At 65.7% G+C, this 15,299-nt stretch carries 16 protein-coding genes and 1 pseudogene; 7 read left to right on the top strand and 10 right to left on the bottom strand.

What is annotated here, in order from left to right:
• Positions 1 to 69 precede the first annotated feature (69 nt).
• The gene (locus AWC27_RS03345) at positions 70 to 2,169 is read left to right on the top strand and encodes an NAD-dependent epimerase/dehydratase family protein (RefSeq protein WP_085669237.1); all 2,100 of its coding nucleotides are present in this window, start codon (positions 70 to 72) and stop codon (positions 2,167 to 2,169) included.
• A gap of 3 nt (positions 2,170 to 2,172) precedes the next feature.
• On the opposite strand, the gene AWC27_RS03340 is transcribed toward AWC27_RS03345, so the two are convergent.
• The 7 genes and pseudogenes from AWC27_RS03340 to lon form a co-directional block, all read right to left on the bottom strand.
• Complete coding sequence (locus tag AWC27_RS03340; RefSeq protein WP_085669184.1) at positions 2,173 to 3,405, bottom strand: NAD(P)/FAD-dependent oxidoreductase; 1,233 nt, start codon at positions 3,403 to 3,405, stop codon at positions 2,173 to 2,175.
• Positions 3,406 to 3,418: 13 nt separating this feature from the next.
• A complete protein-coding gene (locus tag AWC27_RS03335) occupies positions 3,419 to 4,144 on the bottom strand; it encodes a DUF72 domain-containing protein (RefSeq protein ID WP_085669183.1) in 726 nt (241 codons plus the stop codon).
• A 6-nt stretch (positions 4,145 to 4,150) separates the two neighbouring features.
• Positions 4,151 to 4,786 (bottom strand): HhH-GDP family DNA glycosylase, encoded by a 636-nt coding sequence (locus tag AWC27_RS03330; protein WP_085669182.1) that lies wholly within the window; start codon positions 4,784 to 4,786, stop codon positions 4,151 to 4,153.
• Between the two features lie 42 nt (positions 4,787 to 4,828).
• A complete protein-coding gene (locus AWC27_RS03325) occupies positions 4,829 to 5,173 on the bottom strand; it encodes a TfoX/Sxy family protein (protein WP_085669181.1) in 345 nt (114 codons plus the stop codon).
• 6 nt (positions 5,174 to 5,179) lie between these two features.
• Positions 5,180 to 5,569, bottom strand: a complete 390-nt coding sequence (locus AWC27_RS03320) for a nitroreductase family deazaflavin-dependent oxidoreductase (RefSeq protein WP_085669180.1) — start codon at positions 5,567 to 5,569, stop codon at positions 5,180 to 5,182.
• 292 nt (positions 5,570 to 5,861) lie between these two features.
• Positions 5,862 to 6,020, bottom strand: a pseudogene (locus AWC27_RS32580) (hypothetical protein); the annotation flags it as partial.
• Positions 6,021 to 6,077: 57 nt separating this feature from the next.
• Positions 6,078 to 8,411, bottom strand: a complete 2,334-nt coding sequence (lon, locus tag AWC27_RS03310) for an endopeptidase La (protein WP_085669179.1) — start codon at positions 8,409 to 8,411, stop codon at positions 6,078 to 6,080.
• Positions 8,412 to 8,630: 219 nt separating this feature from the next.
• Here lon and AWC27_RS03305 point away from each other — a divergent pair, with 219 nt between their 5' ends.
• Positions 8,631 to 9,359 (top strand): hypothetical protein, encoded by a 729-nt coding sequence (locus AWC27_RS03305; RefSeq protein ID WP_085669178.1) that lies wholly within the window; start codon positions 8,631 to 8,633, stop codon positions 9,357 to 9,359.
• On the opposite strand, the gene AWC27_RS03300 is transcribed toward AWC27_RS03305, so the two are convergent.
• Positions 9,337 to 10,578 carry an alpha-hydroxy acid oxidase gene (locus tag AWC27_RS03300; protein WP_085669177.1) on the bottom strand — a complete coding sequence of 414 codons (1,242 nt, stop codon included), beginning with the start codon at positions 10,576 to 10,578 and terminating at the stop codon, positions 9,337 to 9,339. The genes AWC27_RS03305 and AWC27_RS03300 overlap by 23 nt on opposite strands.
• A 33-nt stretch (positions 10,579 to 10,611) precedes the next feature.
• Here AWC27_RS03300 and AWC27_RS03295 point away from each other — a divergent pair, with 33 nt between their 5' ends.
• Entirely contained in the window at positions 10,612 to 11,049 is a 438-nt protein-coding gene (locus tag AWC27_RS03295; RefSeq protein ID WP_085669176.1) for a DUF1810 domain-containing protein, read from the top strand.
• On the opposite strand, the gene AWC27_RS03290 is transcribed toward AWC27_RS03295, so the two are convergent.
• Complete coding sequence (locus AWC27_RS03290) at positions 11,042 to 12,289, bottom strand: alpha-amylase family glycosyl hydrolase (protein WP_085669175.1); 1,248 nt, start codon at positions 12,287 to 12,289, stop codon at positions 11,042 to 11,044. The genes AWC27_RS03295 and AWC27_RS03290 overlap by 8 nt on opposite strands.
• A gap of 48 nt (positions 12,290 to 12,337) precedes the next feature.
• Here AWC27_RS03290 and AWC27_RS03285 point away from each other — a divergent pair, with 48 nt between their 5' ends.
• Genes AWC27_RS03285 through AWC27_RS03275 form a run of 3 tightly spaced genes read left to right on the top strand, consistent with a single transcriptional unit; the run spans position 12,338 to position 14,285 of the window.
• The gene (locus AWC27_RS03285; RefSeq protein ID WP_085669174.1) at positions 12,338 to 13,054 is read left to right on the top strand and encodes an EthD domain-containing protein; all 717 of its coding nucleotides are present in this window, start codon (positions 12,338 to 12,340) and stop codon (positions 13,052 to 13,054) included.
• Positions 13,055 to 13,064: 10 nt separating this feature from the next.
• Positions 13,065 to 13,508, top strand: a complete 444-nt coding sequence (locus tag AWC27_RS03280) for a PPOX class F420-dependent oxidoreductase (protein WP_085669173.1) — start codon at positions 13,065 to 13,067, stop codon at positions 13,506 to 13,508.
• Between the two features lie 21 nt (positions 13,509 to 13,529).
• Positions 13,530 to 14,285 (top strand): enoyl-CoA hydratase/isomerase family protein, encoded by a 756-nt coding sequence (locus tag AWC27_RS03275; RefSeq protein ID WP_085669172.1) that lies wholly within the window; start codon positions 13,530 to 13,532, stop codon positions 14,283 to 14,285.
• Positions 14,286 to 14,293: 8 nt separating this feature from the next.
• Here the strand turns inward: AWC27_RS03275 and AWC27_RS03270 are convergent, their stop codons facing one another.
• Positions 14,294 to 14,473, bottom strand: coding sequence for a (2Fe-2S)-binding protein (locus AWC27_RS03270; protein WP_085669171.1), 180 nt, complete (start codon positions 14,471 to 14,473; stop codon positions 14,294 to 14,296).
• A gap of 288 nt (positions 14,474 to 14,761) precedes the next feature.
• On the opposite strand from AWC27_RS03270, the gene bfr reads away from it, so the two are divergent.
• A complete protein-coding gene (gene bfr, locus AWC27_RS03265) occupies positions 14,762 to 15,241 on the top strand; it encodes a bacterioferritin (protein ID WP_083111420.1) in 480 nt (159 codons plus the stop codon).
• Positions 15,242 to 15,299: the final 58 nt, after the last annotated feature.

The following is a 15,299-nucleotide window of genomic DNA, read 5'->3' as shown; positions in this document are numbered from 1 at the left end:
GCGTCAACAGTCGCGGAGCAACACCGACGTGCCTATTGTCGTAATAGGACGTTGGGGGAGGTGAGCCAACTGCAGGTCCTGGTTACCGACGCCACGGGCACCGTCGGGCGGTTGGTCACACGCCAATTGATCGCGGCCGGACATACGGTCAGCGGGATAGCCCAGCGCAGGCATGACAACCTAGACGCAGGGGTCGATTTTGTTTGCGCGTCGCTGCGCGACCCGGTGCTGCTTGAGTTAGCCGCCGAAGCCGATGCGGTAATCCATCTGGCGCCGCTCGACGGCAACGCACCGGGCGGCGCCGGCATCAATGGCGTAGCCCATGTGGCCAACGCTGCTGCCCGGGCCGGCGCCCGTCTGCTGTTCGTATCGCAGGCCGCGGGGCGGCCGGATCTGTATCGGCAGGCCGAAACGCTGGTGTCCACCGGTTGGGCGCCCGGATTGATCGTGCGCATCGCGCCGCCGGTCGGCCGCCAACTCGATTGGATGGTGTGCCGTACGGTGGCCACGCTGATGCGCAACAAAGTCTCAGCACAGCCCATGCGCGTGTTGCACCTCGATGACCTGGTCCGCTTCCTGGTTTTGGCGGTGAGCACCGACCGCACCGGGGTAGTGGATCTGGCGACCCCGGACACCACGAATGTGGTAACCGCGTGGCGGCTGCTCCGATCGGTGGACCCGCGCCTGCGGCTGCACGGCGCGCGCGGCTGGACGAAGTTGATTCCTCAGCTGGATATCACTGCCGCACAAGAGGTTTGGGGCTTTGAGTACGGCTGGCAGGCGTTGGACGCCATTATCGACACCGGGCGGGGACTGGTCGGTCGCAAGCTCGAACCGGCGGGTGCGATCGCCGGGTCAGGTCAGCTGGCGCTTCCAGTGGAAGCTGTTCCGCGCTTCGAGCCGTCCGACGGGGCGCCACTGAGCAGTGCGGCACCCGACGGACTCGAGGGCGAATTCGACGACCGGATCGATCCGCGGTTCCCGGTCTTCAGTGCGGCCAGCCTGGCCGAAGCGCTACCGGGACCACTGACCCCCATCACACTGGACGTCCAATTGGGCGGACTGCGTGCGGCCGGCCGGGCCATGGGTCAGGTGCTTGCCCTTGGCGACGTGGTTGCCGAAGAGTGGGCCAGCCGAGCCATCGCGGTGTTCGGTCACCGCCCTTACGTCGGGGTGTCGGCCAATATCGTCGCGGCGGCCCAGCTGCCCGGCTGGGACGAGCAGGCCGTCACGCAGCGCTCCCTGGGCACGCAACCACAAACCACGGATCTGTTGCCGCTGGGTCGACCGCATTTGGCGGACGGGGCCCTCGGATCGGTCGCCAAGGTCGTCGTGACAGCCCGGTCGCTGGCGCTGCTGCGCCATCTGCGCTCTGATACCCAGGATTACGTTGCCGCGGCCACGGCCGAGCATCTCGACGCCGAACAGCTGACCGCACTACCCAACGCCAGCCTCGAAGTGCGAATACGACTGCTGCGCGACCGGATTCACCAGGGCTGGATCCTGACGGCGCTGTGGGTAATCGACACCGGCGTCACGGCCGCGACGCTGGAGCACACCCGCGCCGCAGCCGGTGTATCCGGAGTCGGTGTGATCATGGAAAGCGGCCGCATCGCGGCCCAGACCGCGGCGCTGGCAGCGGCGTTGCGCGCCGACCCGCTGTTGTGCACCTTGGGCAGAGAGGGCAACGTCGCCAGCATCCGGGCGTTGTCACCGGCCGCCGCGGCGGCACTCGATGCCGCCGTTGCCCAGCTTGGACACCGTGGCCGCGGTGAAGCCGAGCTGGCGAATCCGACTTTCGGCGACGACCCGGCGCTGCTACTGATGACGGCCGCCGAAGCCGCAGCCGCACCGGCGGCGCCGGTGCCGCCGGTCAAGTTGTCTCAGCGACTGGCCACCAACGCCCGAAATTCCCGGGAGCTGGCCCACGACACCACCATCCGGTTCACCCATGAGCTCCGAATGACGTTGCGCGAGTTAGGTTCTCGACATGTTGCGGCAGACCTGATCGACGCGGTCGACGATGTGTACTATCTGACCTGCGATGAACTCGTCACGGTACCGGCCGACGCGCGGCTGCGGATCAAGCGCCGTCGCACCGAGCGGGAGCGCCTGCAGGCTCAACACCCGCCCGACATAATCGACCACACCTGGGATCCCACCGCCTAGCGGTCAGTCCACCAATTCCGAGAGTGGCGACTGCGGGTCCGCCAACCGCTCGACGTCGACGGAAGCCCTCGACCGGATCAGGGCTTTGACGTCGTCGAGAACGTCCCAGATGTTCACGTTCATCCCAGCCAATACCCGGCTATCGCCATCGAGCCAGAAGGCGACGAACTCGCGCTTGGCAACGTCACCGCGGAATACCACCCGGTCGAAGCTGGGCGCATACCCCACATATTCCATCCCGAGGTCGTACTGGTCGGTGAAGAAGTAGGGAAGTTCGGCGTATTCGCCTGGCCTGCCGAGCATCCCGGCCACCGCCACCGCCGGTTGCTTGAGCGCATTGGCCCAGTGTTCGGTACGGATCCGGGTGCCGAACAGCGGATGCTGGGCGGCTGCGATGTCGCCGACCGCGTAGATATCCGGGTCGCTGGTACGCAACGACGCATCGACAAGGACACCGCCGTCCCCCAACGACAGGCCGGCGCGTTCGGCGAGTTCGACATTCGGCTTGGCGCCGACGGCCACCAGCACCGCATCAGCACCGACCTCCGAGCCGTCGGCTAGCCGCAGCCCGGTTGCCTTGCCGCTCTGCGTAGAGATTTTCTCCACCTGGGCCCCCAGCCGCAGGTCCACACCGTGCTCGCGATGCAGCGTGGCGAAGATTTCGCCGACCTGCTCACCGAGCGCAGCCTGAAGCGGTTGTGGCGCGGCCTCCACGACGGTCACATTGACGCCCCGCTGACGGGCACCGGCGGCCACCTCTAGACCGATCCAGCCGGCGCCCACCACTGCCAGCGAAGAACCTTCGGCCAAAACGGAATTCAGTGCCGCCGCGTCGTCATAGTTGCGCAGGTAATGAACACCCGCCGCGTCGGATCCGAGGATCGAGGGGCGCCGCGAGGCCGACCCGGTGGCCAGCAGAAGCTTGTCGTAGCGCACCGTGCTGTCGTCGGCCAGTCCGACGGTGTGGGCCGCGGGATCCACAGTCGTCGCGCCCATACTCAACCTCAGGTCGACATCGTGGTCGCGATACCAGCCGGAGTCGTGCACGGTGAAATCGGCCAGGGTCTTCTTGCCGGCCAGATATTCCTTGGACAGCGGCGGGCGCTCGTAAGGCAGCTGCTCCTCGTCGGCGATCAGAATCACCTGACCGTCGAAGTTGTTGTCCTGCAGCGCTTCTACGGCTTTAGCACCGGCCAGTCCGCCGCCGACGATGACGAATGTTGTGGAGCTACTCATAATCCCACCCTACTTAGCTCAGAAGTTCCCGCAATGACAACGCATTACGGACAGCATGGCCGCCGAGGTCGTTGTTGAAGTACACCCATACATCGCGGCTTTCGCTGTCCCATTCGGTGATGCGTTCGGCCCACCAGCGCAGGTCATCGGACGTGTACGAACCGGTGTACATCGTCGCCGGCTCGGGACCGTGCATGCGCACATACACCTGGTCGGTGGTGGCGCGCGGCACACACACCAGACCTGTGCCGCTCATCACGACGTATGCGGCCCGGCGACTTTCCAGCAGCGTGTATACCGCGGGGTCATTCCAGGACGGGTGCCGAAGTTCAACGGCCACCCGGATGTCAGCCGGTACGCCTTGCAGGAAAGAATCCAGCCGGGCATCATCGCGCTGCTGTTCGGGATGTAGCTGCACCAGCAACATGCCGTGCCGATCACCCAACAGTTGCCAGCAGTGCGCGAAGCGTTCGATCCACGGTTCCGGCGACGCCAACCGCCGGTAATGGGTGAGTCCGCGATGCGCCTTGACCGACATGGTGAACCCGTCTGGCAACTGGTTACGCCAGCCGACGAAGGTCGAATCCCGGGGCCAGCGATAGAAGCTCGCATTCAACTCGACGGTGTCGAACACCTCGGTGTAGCGAAGCAGTCGGCGTGCGGCCGGCAGCCCCTGCGGGTACAGAACGCCGGCCCAGTGGTTATATGACCACCCCGACGTACCGATCCGAACTGCCATCGTCGCTCAACCGGTCAGCTGGTGGCGCACGTCGCCGTCCAGCGACGCGCGCACCAGCGCAGCGGCCAGGCGTGCATTGGTTCGCGGCGCCAGGGCAGAAAGCTTGACCGGGTCGGTCGGCAGGCCCAACTTCTTCGCCGCAGCGAGGGCCCGGTCGTCGAAATGCGGCCGCACCCAGGGCCACACGTCCTGCACTTCGCGCAGAAATATATCGGCACCGGTATCGCCAATTCCCTTAAATTTTTTGAGGATTCGAGCCGCCTGCGCAGAGTCCCCGTCGCTGCGCCGAGCGACTTCGCGCAGGTCTGCACCGAACTCGTCGCGCACCGAAGCGGCGATGTCGGTGAGCCGGGTGGCCGAGCTTTCGTCGTAGCGCACGTAGTGAGCGCGGCCGAATGCATCGATCGTGGTGCGCCGGTCGGATTCCAGCACGGCTTTGGGTGTGCGCAGGCCCGCCTGGAACAGTTCTCGTGCCGCGCGGGTGGCGATCGCGGCGTCGATGGGTTTGCTGGCCAGCATGCACAGCACCAACAGCTGGAACAACGGCATGGGCGTGTCCTTTAGCCGGATCCCCGCCTCAGCGGAGTACGTAGTGCCGGCGATATCGAGCAGTCGTCCCACTCGTTGCTCGGGCGTGTCCATGAGCGCGGCGTACCCGCAACGCCCGGACACAAACCGGATGACTCATTTGGCCGGCAGGCTGGCGACATAGTTCGCGGCGCACGTCACCCAACCCTGAAGCTGGCGTTTGGTTCTCACCCCGTCGGCGGCGATGCGCAACCATCCGCGCGTTTCCCTGCCGGCCATCACCATCGGGCTGACATGGGCCCTGCCCAGCAGCCTGTCGGTGTCCTCGGGCGGCACCCGCACCAGAAGTCCGCCCTGGCCGCTGGCAGCCACGGCCAGGTGCCCGCCGATCAGGAACGCGAGCCCGCCGAACATCCGCTTTTCGTCAACCCGGGACCCAGAGCCGGACTGCGACGCCAGCAGCTCGCGGATCCGCTCGACCAGATCGGTGTCGTAGGCCATCCGGCGTCAGTCCAGATCGACGCGGATGGTGAGCAGGTCGGTACCCATGGTCCGAACTCCGACGCCGTTGAGACGGGGCAGGCTGCGCAACCGCTGCCATGGGTCGTCGTCGGGTAACAAGTGGGCGGTTCCGCTGCGCCAGGTGCCGCCGATGCGCACGCGTACCGCCGGGTTGGCCTTGATGTTGTAGACGTAATCCGAATGATCGCCGTGTTCGGAAACCATCCAGAACTGGTTGTCGATGACCTTGCCGCCGACCGTGGTGCGCCGCGGTTGACCTGACTTGCGCCCAGTGGTTTCCAGCAGGGTCCCCGGCAATTGCCGTCCGAGCGGATTGACCACCAGCCGTTGGACGCGATGGACGAATGCTCGTTTCAGGTCTTGAAGATCGGTCATATCCCGATTCTGCCTCTCGAACCCGACAAAGATAGGCGCCGCCACGGGTGACGGCGCCTATCCGGCTACCTGCTAGGTCGCGTACGGGACGAACGGACCGCCGGGCACGAAGACACCCCAGGCTGATGCCTGTGGGTTCCAGACGACCGGGTAGGCCACTACCGAATTGGGTGGCATCCAGGTAGCCGGCAGCCCATAGCCGACGGGGGTCGTTGCAATGCCCCGGCGGGGGAGCGCCGCGCCCCTCATCCTCGGCCGCCGCGATCACTCCCGCCGTCGGCAGCGCAGCCGCTGCGTTTGCGGCATTAACCGCCGAACCGAAACCGGCCAAATCGGAAGCGGCTCGGCCAGATATGGGGGCACCGCACGGACAACCGACATGTGCAACCCTTACGATCCGCCGGCGCGACAAAGCCGTGGCGCGGTCAGCCGAACGGATCTGTGGGCGCACAGCGTAGCGCGTTTGGAGCGACGTTCCACGGCGTTATGGCGCTGCACTGCCGCCCTGTCAGGCAGCTGCGGTTGCCGTGGCAGCCACAGGTTCGAGCGCCTGCGCGACGATCTCGGCGACGTCGGTCATCGGCTTCACCGTGAGCGTGTCCAGCACTTCGGCGGGTACGTCATCCAGATCCGGCTCATTGCGGGCCGGAATGAAAACCGTTGACAATCCAGCACGCTGAGCGGCCAGCAGCTTCTGCTTCACGCCACCGATCGGCAATACCCGGCCGTTCAGCGTGACCTCGCCGGTCATGCCGACGTCGGAGCGAACCTGGCGTCCAGTGGCCATCGAGACCAGCGCGGTCACCATCGTGACACCGGCCGACGGGCCGTCCTTGGGAACGGCTCCTGCCGGCACGTGCACGTGGATCCGCCGGTCCAGCACCGCCGGGGCCACACCCAGCTCCGCGGCGTGGGAACGCACGTAGGAAAGCGCGATCTGCGCGGACTCCTTCATCACGTCGCCCAACTGACCGGTCAGCTGCAAACCGGGCTCGCCGTCGGTGCCCCCGGCTTCGATGTAGAGCACGTCGCCGCCCAAGCCGGTAACTGCCAGGCCCGTTGCCACACCGGGCACCGCAGTTCGTTCGGCGGACTCCGGGGTAAACCGCGGACGGCCCAGATAGCCAACCAGATCGGGCTCGTCGATAACGAGGGGACCCGCGGCCCCGTCCGATTCGGGGGCCAGCTTGGTGGTCACCTTGCGCATCGCCTTGGCCAGCAACCGCTCGAACTGTCGCACGCCCGGTTCGCGGGTGTAGTCGGCGGCGATCTTGCGCAGCGCCGCGTCGGTGACCGTGACCTCCGCTTCGGTCAGCGCCGCCCGTTCTCGCTGCCGCGGCAGCAGGTAGTCACGGGCGATGGCGACCTTGTCGTCCTCGGTGTAGCCGTCGATCTGGACCAGCTCCATGCGATCCAGCAACGCCGACGGGATGTTCTCGATCACGTTGGCCGTGGCCAGAAACACCACATCGGACAGATCCAGGTCCAGATCCAGATAGTGATCGCGGAAGGTGTGGTTCTGCGCGGGGTCAAGCACCTCGAGCAGCGCAGCGCTCGGGTCGCCCCGATAGTCCGAACCAACCTTGTCGATCTCATCGAGCAGCACAACGGGATTCATCGATCCCGCTTCACCGATCGCGCGCACGATGCGGCCCGGCAGCGCACCGACATAGGTGCGCCGGTGCCCACGGATCTCAGCCTCGTCACGCACACCGCCCAGCGCGACGCGCACGAACTTGCGGCCCAGCGCCCTGGCCACGCTCTCACCCAGTGACGTCTTGCCGACGCCGGGCGGACCGGCCAGCACCATTACGGCGCCGGAGCCGCGGCCGCCGACGACCTGCAGCCCGCGCTGAGCGCGCCGGGTGCGTACCGCCAGGTATTCGACGATGCGGTCCTTGACGTCGTCCAGCCCGTGGTGGTCGGCATCCAGGATCGCCCGCGCAGCCGTCAGGTCCGTCGAATCCTCGGTCCGCTCGTTCCAGGGCAGGTCGAGCACGGTATCCAGCCAGGTACGAATCCAGCCGCTTTCCGGGCTCTGGTCGCTGGCCCGTTCCAGCTTGCCGACCTCGCGCAGCGCGGCCTCACGGACTTTCTCGGGCAACTCGGCGGCCTCGACGCGTGCCCGGTAATCGTCAGAACCGTCGGGCTCACCCTCGCCCAGTTCCTTACGGATGGCGGCCAGTTGTTGACGCAGCAGGAATTCCTTCTGCGTCTTTTCCATGCCTTCGCGCACATCCTCGGCGATCTTGTCATTGACCTCGACTTCGGCCAGATGCTCGCCGGTCCAGTCGATCAGCACGCGCAGCCGCTCGGCAACGTCATCGGTCTCCAGCAGCTGCCGCTTCTGCATATCGGACAGGTAAGAGGCATACCCCGATGTGTCTGCCAGCGCCGACGGGTCGGTCAGCTGATTGACGTAGTCGATGATCTGCCAGGCCTCACGCCGTTGCAGCATCGCCAGCAGCAACTTCTTGTATTCGGCTGCCAGTGCTTTGATTTCATCGGTCACCTCGGCCGTAGGAATTTCGGTCACTTCGACCCACAGCGCCGGACCCGGGCCCGTCGCGTCCGCGCCGATCTGCACCCGGCGCTCACCGCGAACGACGGCGGCGCTACCGCCGCCGGCGATCCGGCCGACCTGCAGAATTTTCGCCACCACCCCGTGGGTGGGGTAGCGGTCCGCGAGCCGCGGGGCGATGAGCAATTGGCGTGACTCGCTGGCCTGAGCGGCGTCGACCGCAGCGCGCGCGGCGTCGTCTAGCTCGATGGGCACCACCATTTCAGGCAGCACGATCGTGTCGGTCGCGAACAACACCGGCAATGACATGGCTTGAGCCATCAATCCTCCCAAAGTTAAGTCTGTTGCGCTCAACCCAGCGCAGGGCCGGTTTGTTCCCGCTTCCGATGCCGCTATGCCCTCGGCGAACGTGACGCTGTCGTCACACTCGGCGCCGAACGTGACGCAGCCGTCACTGTCGCGGGACTTGCTGAACGGTGAACCCGACCCGCATCGCGAACGTCTTACTGAACGACGGAAAAGCGAAAGGAGCCAACACGGATGGAGATGGAGGTCTACCGCATCACCCACCCGCTGAGGTTGGCCAAGGGATCTCACCAACCGGGATCAGGCCGGGGGTGCGCGATGAACGTGATCTCCTTCATCAACGGCGATGCTCAGGTCACCGATTTTCCGGCTTGTTCGGCCCGCCCGCTGAGCCTGTTGGTGCAGACCTGCAACGACCTATTGGCCGGTTGCGACGGTTACCTCTCGCCCGAAAGCAGTCTGCTTGCACTGGAACTCGCGTGGCAGACGGTGGGAACCGCCGACGTTCCCGACGCGGTCGTGCATGCGTGGATAGCCGAGCTGCTGACCAGCCCGGCGTGGGGAGTGCTGGGCTATGCCCCACTCACGGCGATCAAGGCCGTCATCGACATCGCCGAGTTGCACCGCGCCACCGCGTTCGGCGCGGTGCCCGCGGCCCCAGCCTGGGACGCTGCCGCACGCGCCGTTGACGCGATGAATCCGGCCCGCAATTGCGCCGGACTGTACGCAATCCGGACCGCCTACGATTCGGCTGCGGTGGTGGGCGCCGACCTGATGCTGCGGCTGGATGAGGTGATCGGCCACGCCCTGAACGCCCACGCGATAGCTGCCGAGAACGCCCCGATCCGCCGGATAGTGGAGGTCAGTGGTCACGCCATCGGTGCGTGGCGTGCGCTGGCCGGCCTGAAGGACGGGGACCCCGCGCCTCAAGACCGCGCGCTCACTGCTGCTGTAGCGGCGTGAGCCGGTGCAACTGCGTCACATGCTTGGGTGAAAGCTCCTCCAGACAGGTCACCCCGAGCAGGGCCATGGTCCGGACGACGCCGCTCTCCAAGATCTCAATGGCACGCTTGACACCCAGTTCTCCGCCGGCCATCAGCCCGTAGAGGTAGGCCCGCCCGATCAGCGTGCAGCGTGCGCCCAGCGCGATCGCCGCGACGATGTCGGCGCCCGACATGATGCCGGTGTCGAGCAGAATTTCAGTGTCGCGGCCCAGTTGCCGCGCAACGGCCGGCAGCAGATGGAAAGGCACCGGAGCCCGATCCAATTGGCGGCCACCATGATTGGACAACACGATCCCATCGACACCGCGGTCCACCACGGCGCGCGCGTCGTCGAGTGTCTGGATGCCCTTGACGACGAGCTTGCCCGGCCAGCGCGACTTGATCCAGGCCAGATCGTCGAAGGTGACGCTGGGGTCGAACATGGTGTCCAAGTACTCACCGACGGTGCCCGACCAGCGATCCAGCGAAGCGAACGACAGCGGCTCAGTGGTCAGCAGATCGAACCACCACTGCGGGTGCGGCAACACGTCGAGCACAGTCCGCAGGGTGAGCGCCGGCGGGATCGACATCCCGTTGCGGACATCGCGCAACCGCGACCCGGCAACCGGGACGTCCACGGTTACCAGCATGGTGTCGAATCCGGCGTCGGCGGCGCGCTGAACCAATGCCATCGAGCGGTCGCGGTCACGCCACATGTAGAGCTGAAACCATTTGCGTCCCTGTGGAACAGCCGTGGCGACGTCTTCGATCGCGCAGGTGCCCAGGGTGGATAGCGAGAACGGAATGCCGGCCGCGGCGGCCGCGCGGGCACCGGCGATCTCTCCCTCGGTATGCATCAAGCGGGTGAATCCCGTCGGCGCGATACCGAACGGCAACACCACCGGCTGGCCGAGCACATTCCATCCCGCGCACACATTTGTGACATCACGCAGGATCGTCGGGTGAAACTCGATGTCGCGGAAGGCTTGTCGGGCCCGCTCGAGGGACAATTCGTACTCGGCGGCGCCGTCGGTGTAGTCGAAGGCCGCCCTGGGGGTGCGCCGTTTGGCGATGCGCCGCAGATCCTCGATGGTCAGCGCGGCGTCCAGGCGGCGTTTGACGCGGTCGAACTCTGGCCGCTTGAACCGGATCAGCGGCGCGAGGTCACCGATTCTGGGCACGCGCCGTTCAATAGTCACCAATTCATCTAACCAGTGTGCGAATGTGGTTCCATGACCTCGGCAACCGACCCCTTCGGACTGCGCCGCTTCGTCGACGCGCAGGCACCGGTCTACCGCACCGTGGTCGACGAGTTGCGCGCGGGACGGAAACGCAGTCACTGGATGTGGTTCGTTTTCCCCCAACTGCGCGGGCTGGGCAGCAGCCCGATGGCGGCCCGATACGGCATCTCCTCCCTGGAGGAGGCCCGCGCCTACCTTGCCCATCAGGTGCTGGGGCCGCGACTGCACGAGTGCGCCCAGCTGGTCAACCAGGTGCAGGGCCGTTCGATCGACGAGATCTTCGGCGCGCCCGACGATCTGAAGCTGTGCTCGTCGATGACACTGTTCGCCCGGGCCACCGACGACAACGAAGATTTTGTGGCGCTGCTGGACAAGTACTACGGGGGCGGCGAGGACCGCCGGACCGTGGCCCGGCTGGCCATCAAATAGGTCGCAGAATCCGCCAGCCGTGTGGTTCGACGACCACCGCGTCGACGACCTCCTGCGGCGGGGCCGACGATCCCGCCACCACCTGCACGCGCGCCGTGTCGACCCGCAGCGGCGCATCGTCGATGTTGAGCGCCACCAGCAGCGCGTCATCGCCGCAACTGGATCGATAAACGTAGTGCCGATTTTCCAGCAGCACCGCGGCGGTCGATGCTCCATGCAACCAGGGGTGACGGCGACGCAGCCCGATCAGATACTGGTGCAACGCCCACACCTGTGCGCCGTTTTCATCCAATTGCACTGGGGGAGAGGCGAACTCGGGACGCACGGCATCGTCGCCGCCGTACCGCTCTTCTTTGACACCACGTAAGCCGAACTCGTCGCCGGCGTAGATACTGGGCACGCCGCCGACCGTCAGCAGCAGCACCAGCGCGTGGGCCAGATGCTCGGGCCGCTGCAGCCGGCTCGCGATCCGGGTGACGTCGTGGTTGCCGATGAAGGTCAGCGGCGCAAAGCTGCCCAGGAACTCGTTGTGGCGTTGTAGCGCCCAGTCCAGCTCGAAGAAGTTGCCGTCGTTGAGGCTGCTCCAGATCGCCTTCCACAGCTCGTACTGGGTGGCCGAGTCGAACCCGGCCGCGTCGACCACGGCCGCGTAGTCACCGTGGATGAGCTCGCCGACAAACCATGCATCCGGATGCCGCTCGCGCACGCTGGGCAACACGTCAGACCAGAATCGTTGCGGCACAATGTAAGCCGCGTCCAGCCGCCAGCCATCGGCACCGCGCTGCAGCCAGTGCGCCATGACGTCGACGACGTAGTCGACAACCTCCGGATTGTCATGGTTGAGGGTACGCAGCTCGGAGTGGCCTTCGAATGATTCGCCGCTGAACCAGTGGGCCGGACCCCCAAACTCCACGCCGACGTGATTGAACACGCCGTCGAGCAGAACTCGCAGCCCGCGGCGGTGCGCCTGGTCAATGAGATCGTCGAAATCGGCGTCGTCACCGAGCCGCGGATCGATGCGGTAGTGGTCGGTGGTGTCGTAACCGTGTGTGCGCGAGGCGAAGATCGGCCCCAGCGCAATCCCTGAAGCACCCAACGCGATGGCGTGGTCCAACCAGTCGACGAGTCGCCGGAGCCGGTGCTCGCCGGGACCGGACGGCTGGTCGGCGGGAAAGGCCCCGACGAAGCCGAGGGGATAGACCTGCCACCAGATGACGTGCGCTACCCATGATCGACTCAACCGCCGCGCACCTCCGGTGAATGTAAGTTCATGCCTTATGGAGCCCCTATGGAAAAGGTAATCGCAGTGTTGCGCCGTGCCGACCCGGACGACCAGTGGTGCGCCCGCCAGCGGGGACCGGTCGCCCAGGCCCTGCTGGAGCTCGGCGTCCCAGGCCTGTCGGTCAATGTTCGAGACGCCGCGGTGCGCCACTCCCTGATGACGTTGACAACACTGGATCCGCCGGTGGCCGCGGTGGTGAGCCTGTGGACCCAGCAATGCTATGGCAAGCAGATGACGGCAGCGCTGGATCTGCTCGCCGCCGAATGCGAGCAGTTCGCCGCCTACCTGGTTACCGAGTCCGTCCCGCTGCCCGGCCCAGCTCTCGAATACGGTTCTCGCACAACAGGTTTAGCCAATATCGCGTTACTGCGCCGACCCGCGGACCTGGACCAGCCGACCTGGCTGGACCGGTGGCAGCGTGATCACACCCCAGTGGCCATCGAGACGCAATCGACGTTCGGCTACACCCAGAACTGGGTGGTGCGGGCGCTCACCGCGGACGCGCCGGGAATCGCGGGCATCGTCGAAGAGTTGTTCCCGGCGGAAGCGATCACCGATCTCAAAGCCTTCTTCGGTGCCGCCGACGACGACGACCTGCAGCACCGGCTCGGCCGGATGGTCGCCAGCACAACTGCATTCGGTGCCAATCAAAACATCGACACCGTCCCAACCAGCCGTTACGTGTTCAAGACACCTTTTCAGCCGAGCGAGGACCCCCGATGAGGACTCAGACATGACAACACTTGATGACGCCGTGGCGCTGGCCGCGGGCGAAAGTGGCCTGGCGGTGGTGTCCACCGTTCGTGCCGACGGCACCGTGCAGGCGTCGCTGGTCAATGTCGGTCTCCTGCCGCACCCGGCCGGGGGGCAGCCGGTCCTCGGTTTCACCACCTACGGCAAGGTCAAGCTCGCCAATTTGCGGGCACGCCCACAACTGGCCGTCACTTTCCGCAACGGCTGGCAATGGGCGACGGCCGAAGGGCGCGCCGAGCTGGTCGGCCCCGACGACGAACAGTCCTGGCTGGCCGACGGCGACCAGTTACGGCTGCTGCTGCGTGAGGTTTTCACCGCGGCGGGCGGTACGCACGACAACTGGGACGAGTACGACCGGGTGATGGCCGCCGAGCGGCGTGCGGTCGTGCTGATCACGCCAACCCGCGTCTACAGCAACGGATGACAAGCGGGTTAGGCTGCAGCCGTGACGCTGCTTATCGATGACGAGAACCGCGTACGCACCCTCACCCTTAACCGGCCCGAGGCGTTGAACGCCTTCAACGAAGCCCTCTACGATGCCACCGCCGAGGCGCTGTTGGATGCCGCCGGCGATCCGGAGGTCGCCGTGGTACTTCTCACCGGGACCGGCCGCGGCTTCAGTGCCGGCACCGATCTGGCCGAAATGCAGGCACGCATCACCGACCCTGACTTCACCCCGGGCAAACATGGCTTTCCCGGGCTCATCGACGCGCTGAGCGGTTTCCCCAAACCGCTCATCTGCGCGGTGAACGGTGTCGGCGTGGGCATAGGAGCCACCATCCTCGGCTACGCCGATCTGGCGTTCATGTCGTCGACCGCGCGGCTGAAATGCCCGTTCACCAGCTTGGGCGTGGCACCCGAAGCGGCATCTTCGTATCTGCTCCCGCAGCTGGTGGGGCGTCAGAACGCGGCCTGGTTGCTGATGTCCTCGGAATGGGTCGATGCCCAGGAGGCGTTGCGGATGGGTCTGGTGTGGCGGGTATGTGATCCTGACGTGCTACTGCCTGAGGCTCGCCGGCACGCCGAAATCCTTGCCGCCCGGCCGATTTCGAGCCTGATGGCGGTCAAGCACACGATGGTCGAGCCCATCCGTCCGGAGATCGCCGCCGCGACCGCGCGAGAGAACGCTCATTTCGCAGAGTTGATGGGCGCGCAGGCCAATGCTGCGGCGTTGGCGGAATTCAGCGAACGGCGCCGTTAACCGGCGATCTAATGCGCTGGGGCGGGTTCGAGCTGAGAAGCCAGGATGGCCCGCAGGGTGCGACGGCAGCGCCCACAGTCACCACCAGCCCCGCAGGCGGCGGCGATTTCCTTAGAGGTCGACGCCCCCCGCGCCACGACATCGCACACGGTCTGGTTGGTAGCGCCAACGCACAAGCACACGTACATCAGTGGATCCCCACCACAGGCTCGCGCATCGCCACATTCACAGGCCGCATATTAGTGGAGTCTAACCTAAGTTGGTTAGCGGAGTCTAACCTAAGTTAACGAGCTGGGGCCTGACCTTCACCTCAGCGTGACGCGCCGCAGCGTCCAACAAACTCGCGCTGACACCCAATCGCTGCACTAGATTGAGACCGGCACCCAAAGGGTGCCGCTACAGCCCAGCATGGTGTGCTCCAGCCCAGCCCACCTGCTGCGGTTTAACGTGCCAGCCTTCACATCGTAGGAGTGCTCATGCAAGGTGATCCGGACGTTTTGCGCCTACTCAACGAACAACTGACCAGCGAGCTCACCGCAATCAACCAATATTTCCTGCATTCCAAGATGCAGGACAACTGGGGCTTCACCGAGCTGGCCGAGCACACCCGCGCCGAGTCCTTCGACGAAATGCGGCACGCCGAAGCGATCACCGACCGCATCTTGTTGCTCGACGGCCTGCCCAACTACCAGCGCATCTTCTCGTTACGCATCGGCCAGACACTGCGCGAGCAGTTCGAGGCCGACCTGGCGATCGAATACGAGGTGCTGGAGCGTCTCAAGCCCGGAATCATCATGTGCCGCGAGAAGCAGGACAGCACCAGTGCAATCCTGCTGGAGAAGATCGTGGCCGACGAGGAGTCACACGTCGACTACCTGGAGACCCAGCTGGAGCTGATGGACAAGCTGGGCGAGGAGCTGTACTCGGCGCAATGCGTCTCGCGTCCGCCGAGCTGACGCCCGGCCGCCGGCAGTTAAAAATCTGCTGGACGGGGTAACCCTAGGCACCCGATAG

Source organism: Mycobacterium szulgai (assembly GCF_002116635.1).
GTDB lineage: Bacteria > Actinomycetota > Actinomycetes > Mycobacteriales > Mycobacteriaceae > Mycobacterium > Mycobacterium szulgai.
Note: the sequence above shows the minus strand (reverse complement) of the source record. Positions and strands in the feature narration are given on the sequence as shown.

Bases quoted from the DNA above. Each gene is read 5' to 3' on its own strand.
- AWC27_RS03325 (WP_085669181.1), bottom strand. From the start codon at position 5,173: ATGGCCTACGACACCGATCTGGTCGAGCGGATCCGCGAGCTGCTGGCG.
- AWC27_RS03280 (WP_085669173.1), top strand. From the start codon at position 13,065: ATGACAACACTTGATGACGCCGTGGCGCTGGCCGCGGGCGAAAGTGGC.
- AWC27_RS03340 (WP_085669184.1), bottom strand. From the start codon at position 3,405: ATGAGTAGCTCCACAACATTCGTCATCGTCGGCGGCGGACTGGCCGGT.
- lon (WP_085669179.1), bottom strand. From the start codon at position 8,411: ATGGCTCAAGCCATGTCATTGCCGGTGTTGTTCGCGACCGACACGATC.
- AWC27_RS03330 (WP_085669182.1), bottom strand. From the start codon at position 4,786: ATGGACACGCCCGAGCAACGAGTGGGACGACTGCTCGATATCGCCGGC.
- AWC27_RS03335 (WP_085669183.1), bottom strand. From the start codon at position 4,144: ATGGCAGTTCGGATCGGTACGTCGGGGTGGTCATATAACCACTGGGCC.
- bfr (WP_083111420.1), top strand. From the start codon at position 14,762: ATGCAAGGTGATCCGGACGTTTTGCGCCTACTCAACGAACAACTGACC.
- AWC27_RS03285 (WP_085669174.1), top strand. From the start codon at position 12,338: ATGGAAAAGGTAATCGCAGTGTTGCGCCGTGCCGACCCGGACGACCAG.
- AWC27_RS03320 (WP_085669180.1), bottom strand. From the start codon at position 5,569: ATGACCGATCTTCAAGACCTGAAACGAGCATTCGTCCATCGCGTCCAA.
- AWC27_RS03295 (WP_085669176.1), top strand. From the start codon at position 10,612: ATGACCTCGGCAACCGACCCCTTCGGACTGCGCCGCTTCGTCGACGCG.
- AWC27_RS03305 (WP_085669178.1), top strand. From the start codon at position 8,631: ATGGAGATGGAGGTCTACCGCATCACCCACCCGCTGAGGTTGGCCAAG.
- AWC27_RS03270 (WP_085669171.1), bottom strand. From the start codon at position 14,473: ATGTACGTGTGCTTGTGCGTTGGCGCTACCAACCAGACCGTGTGCGAT.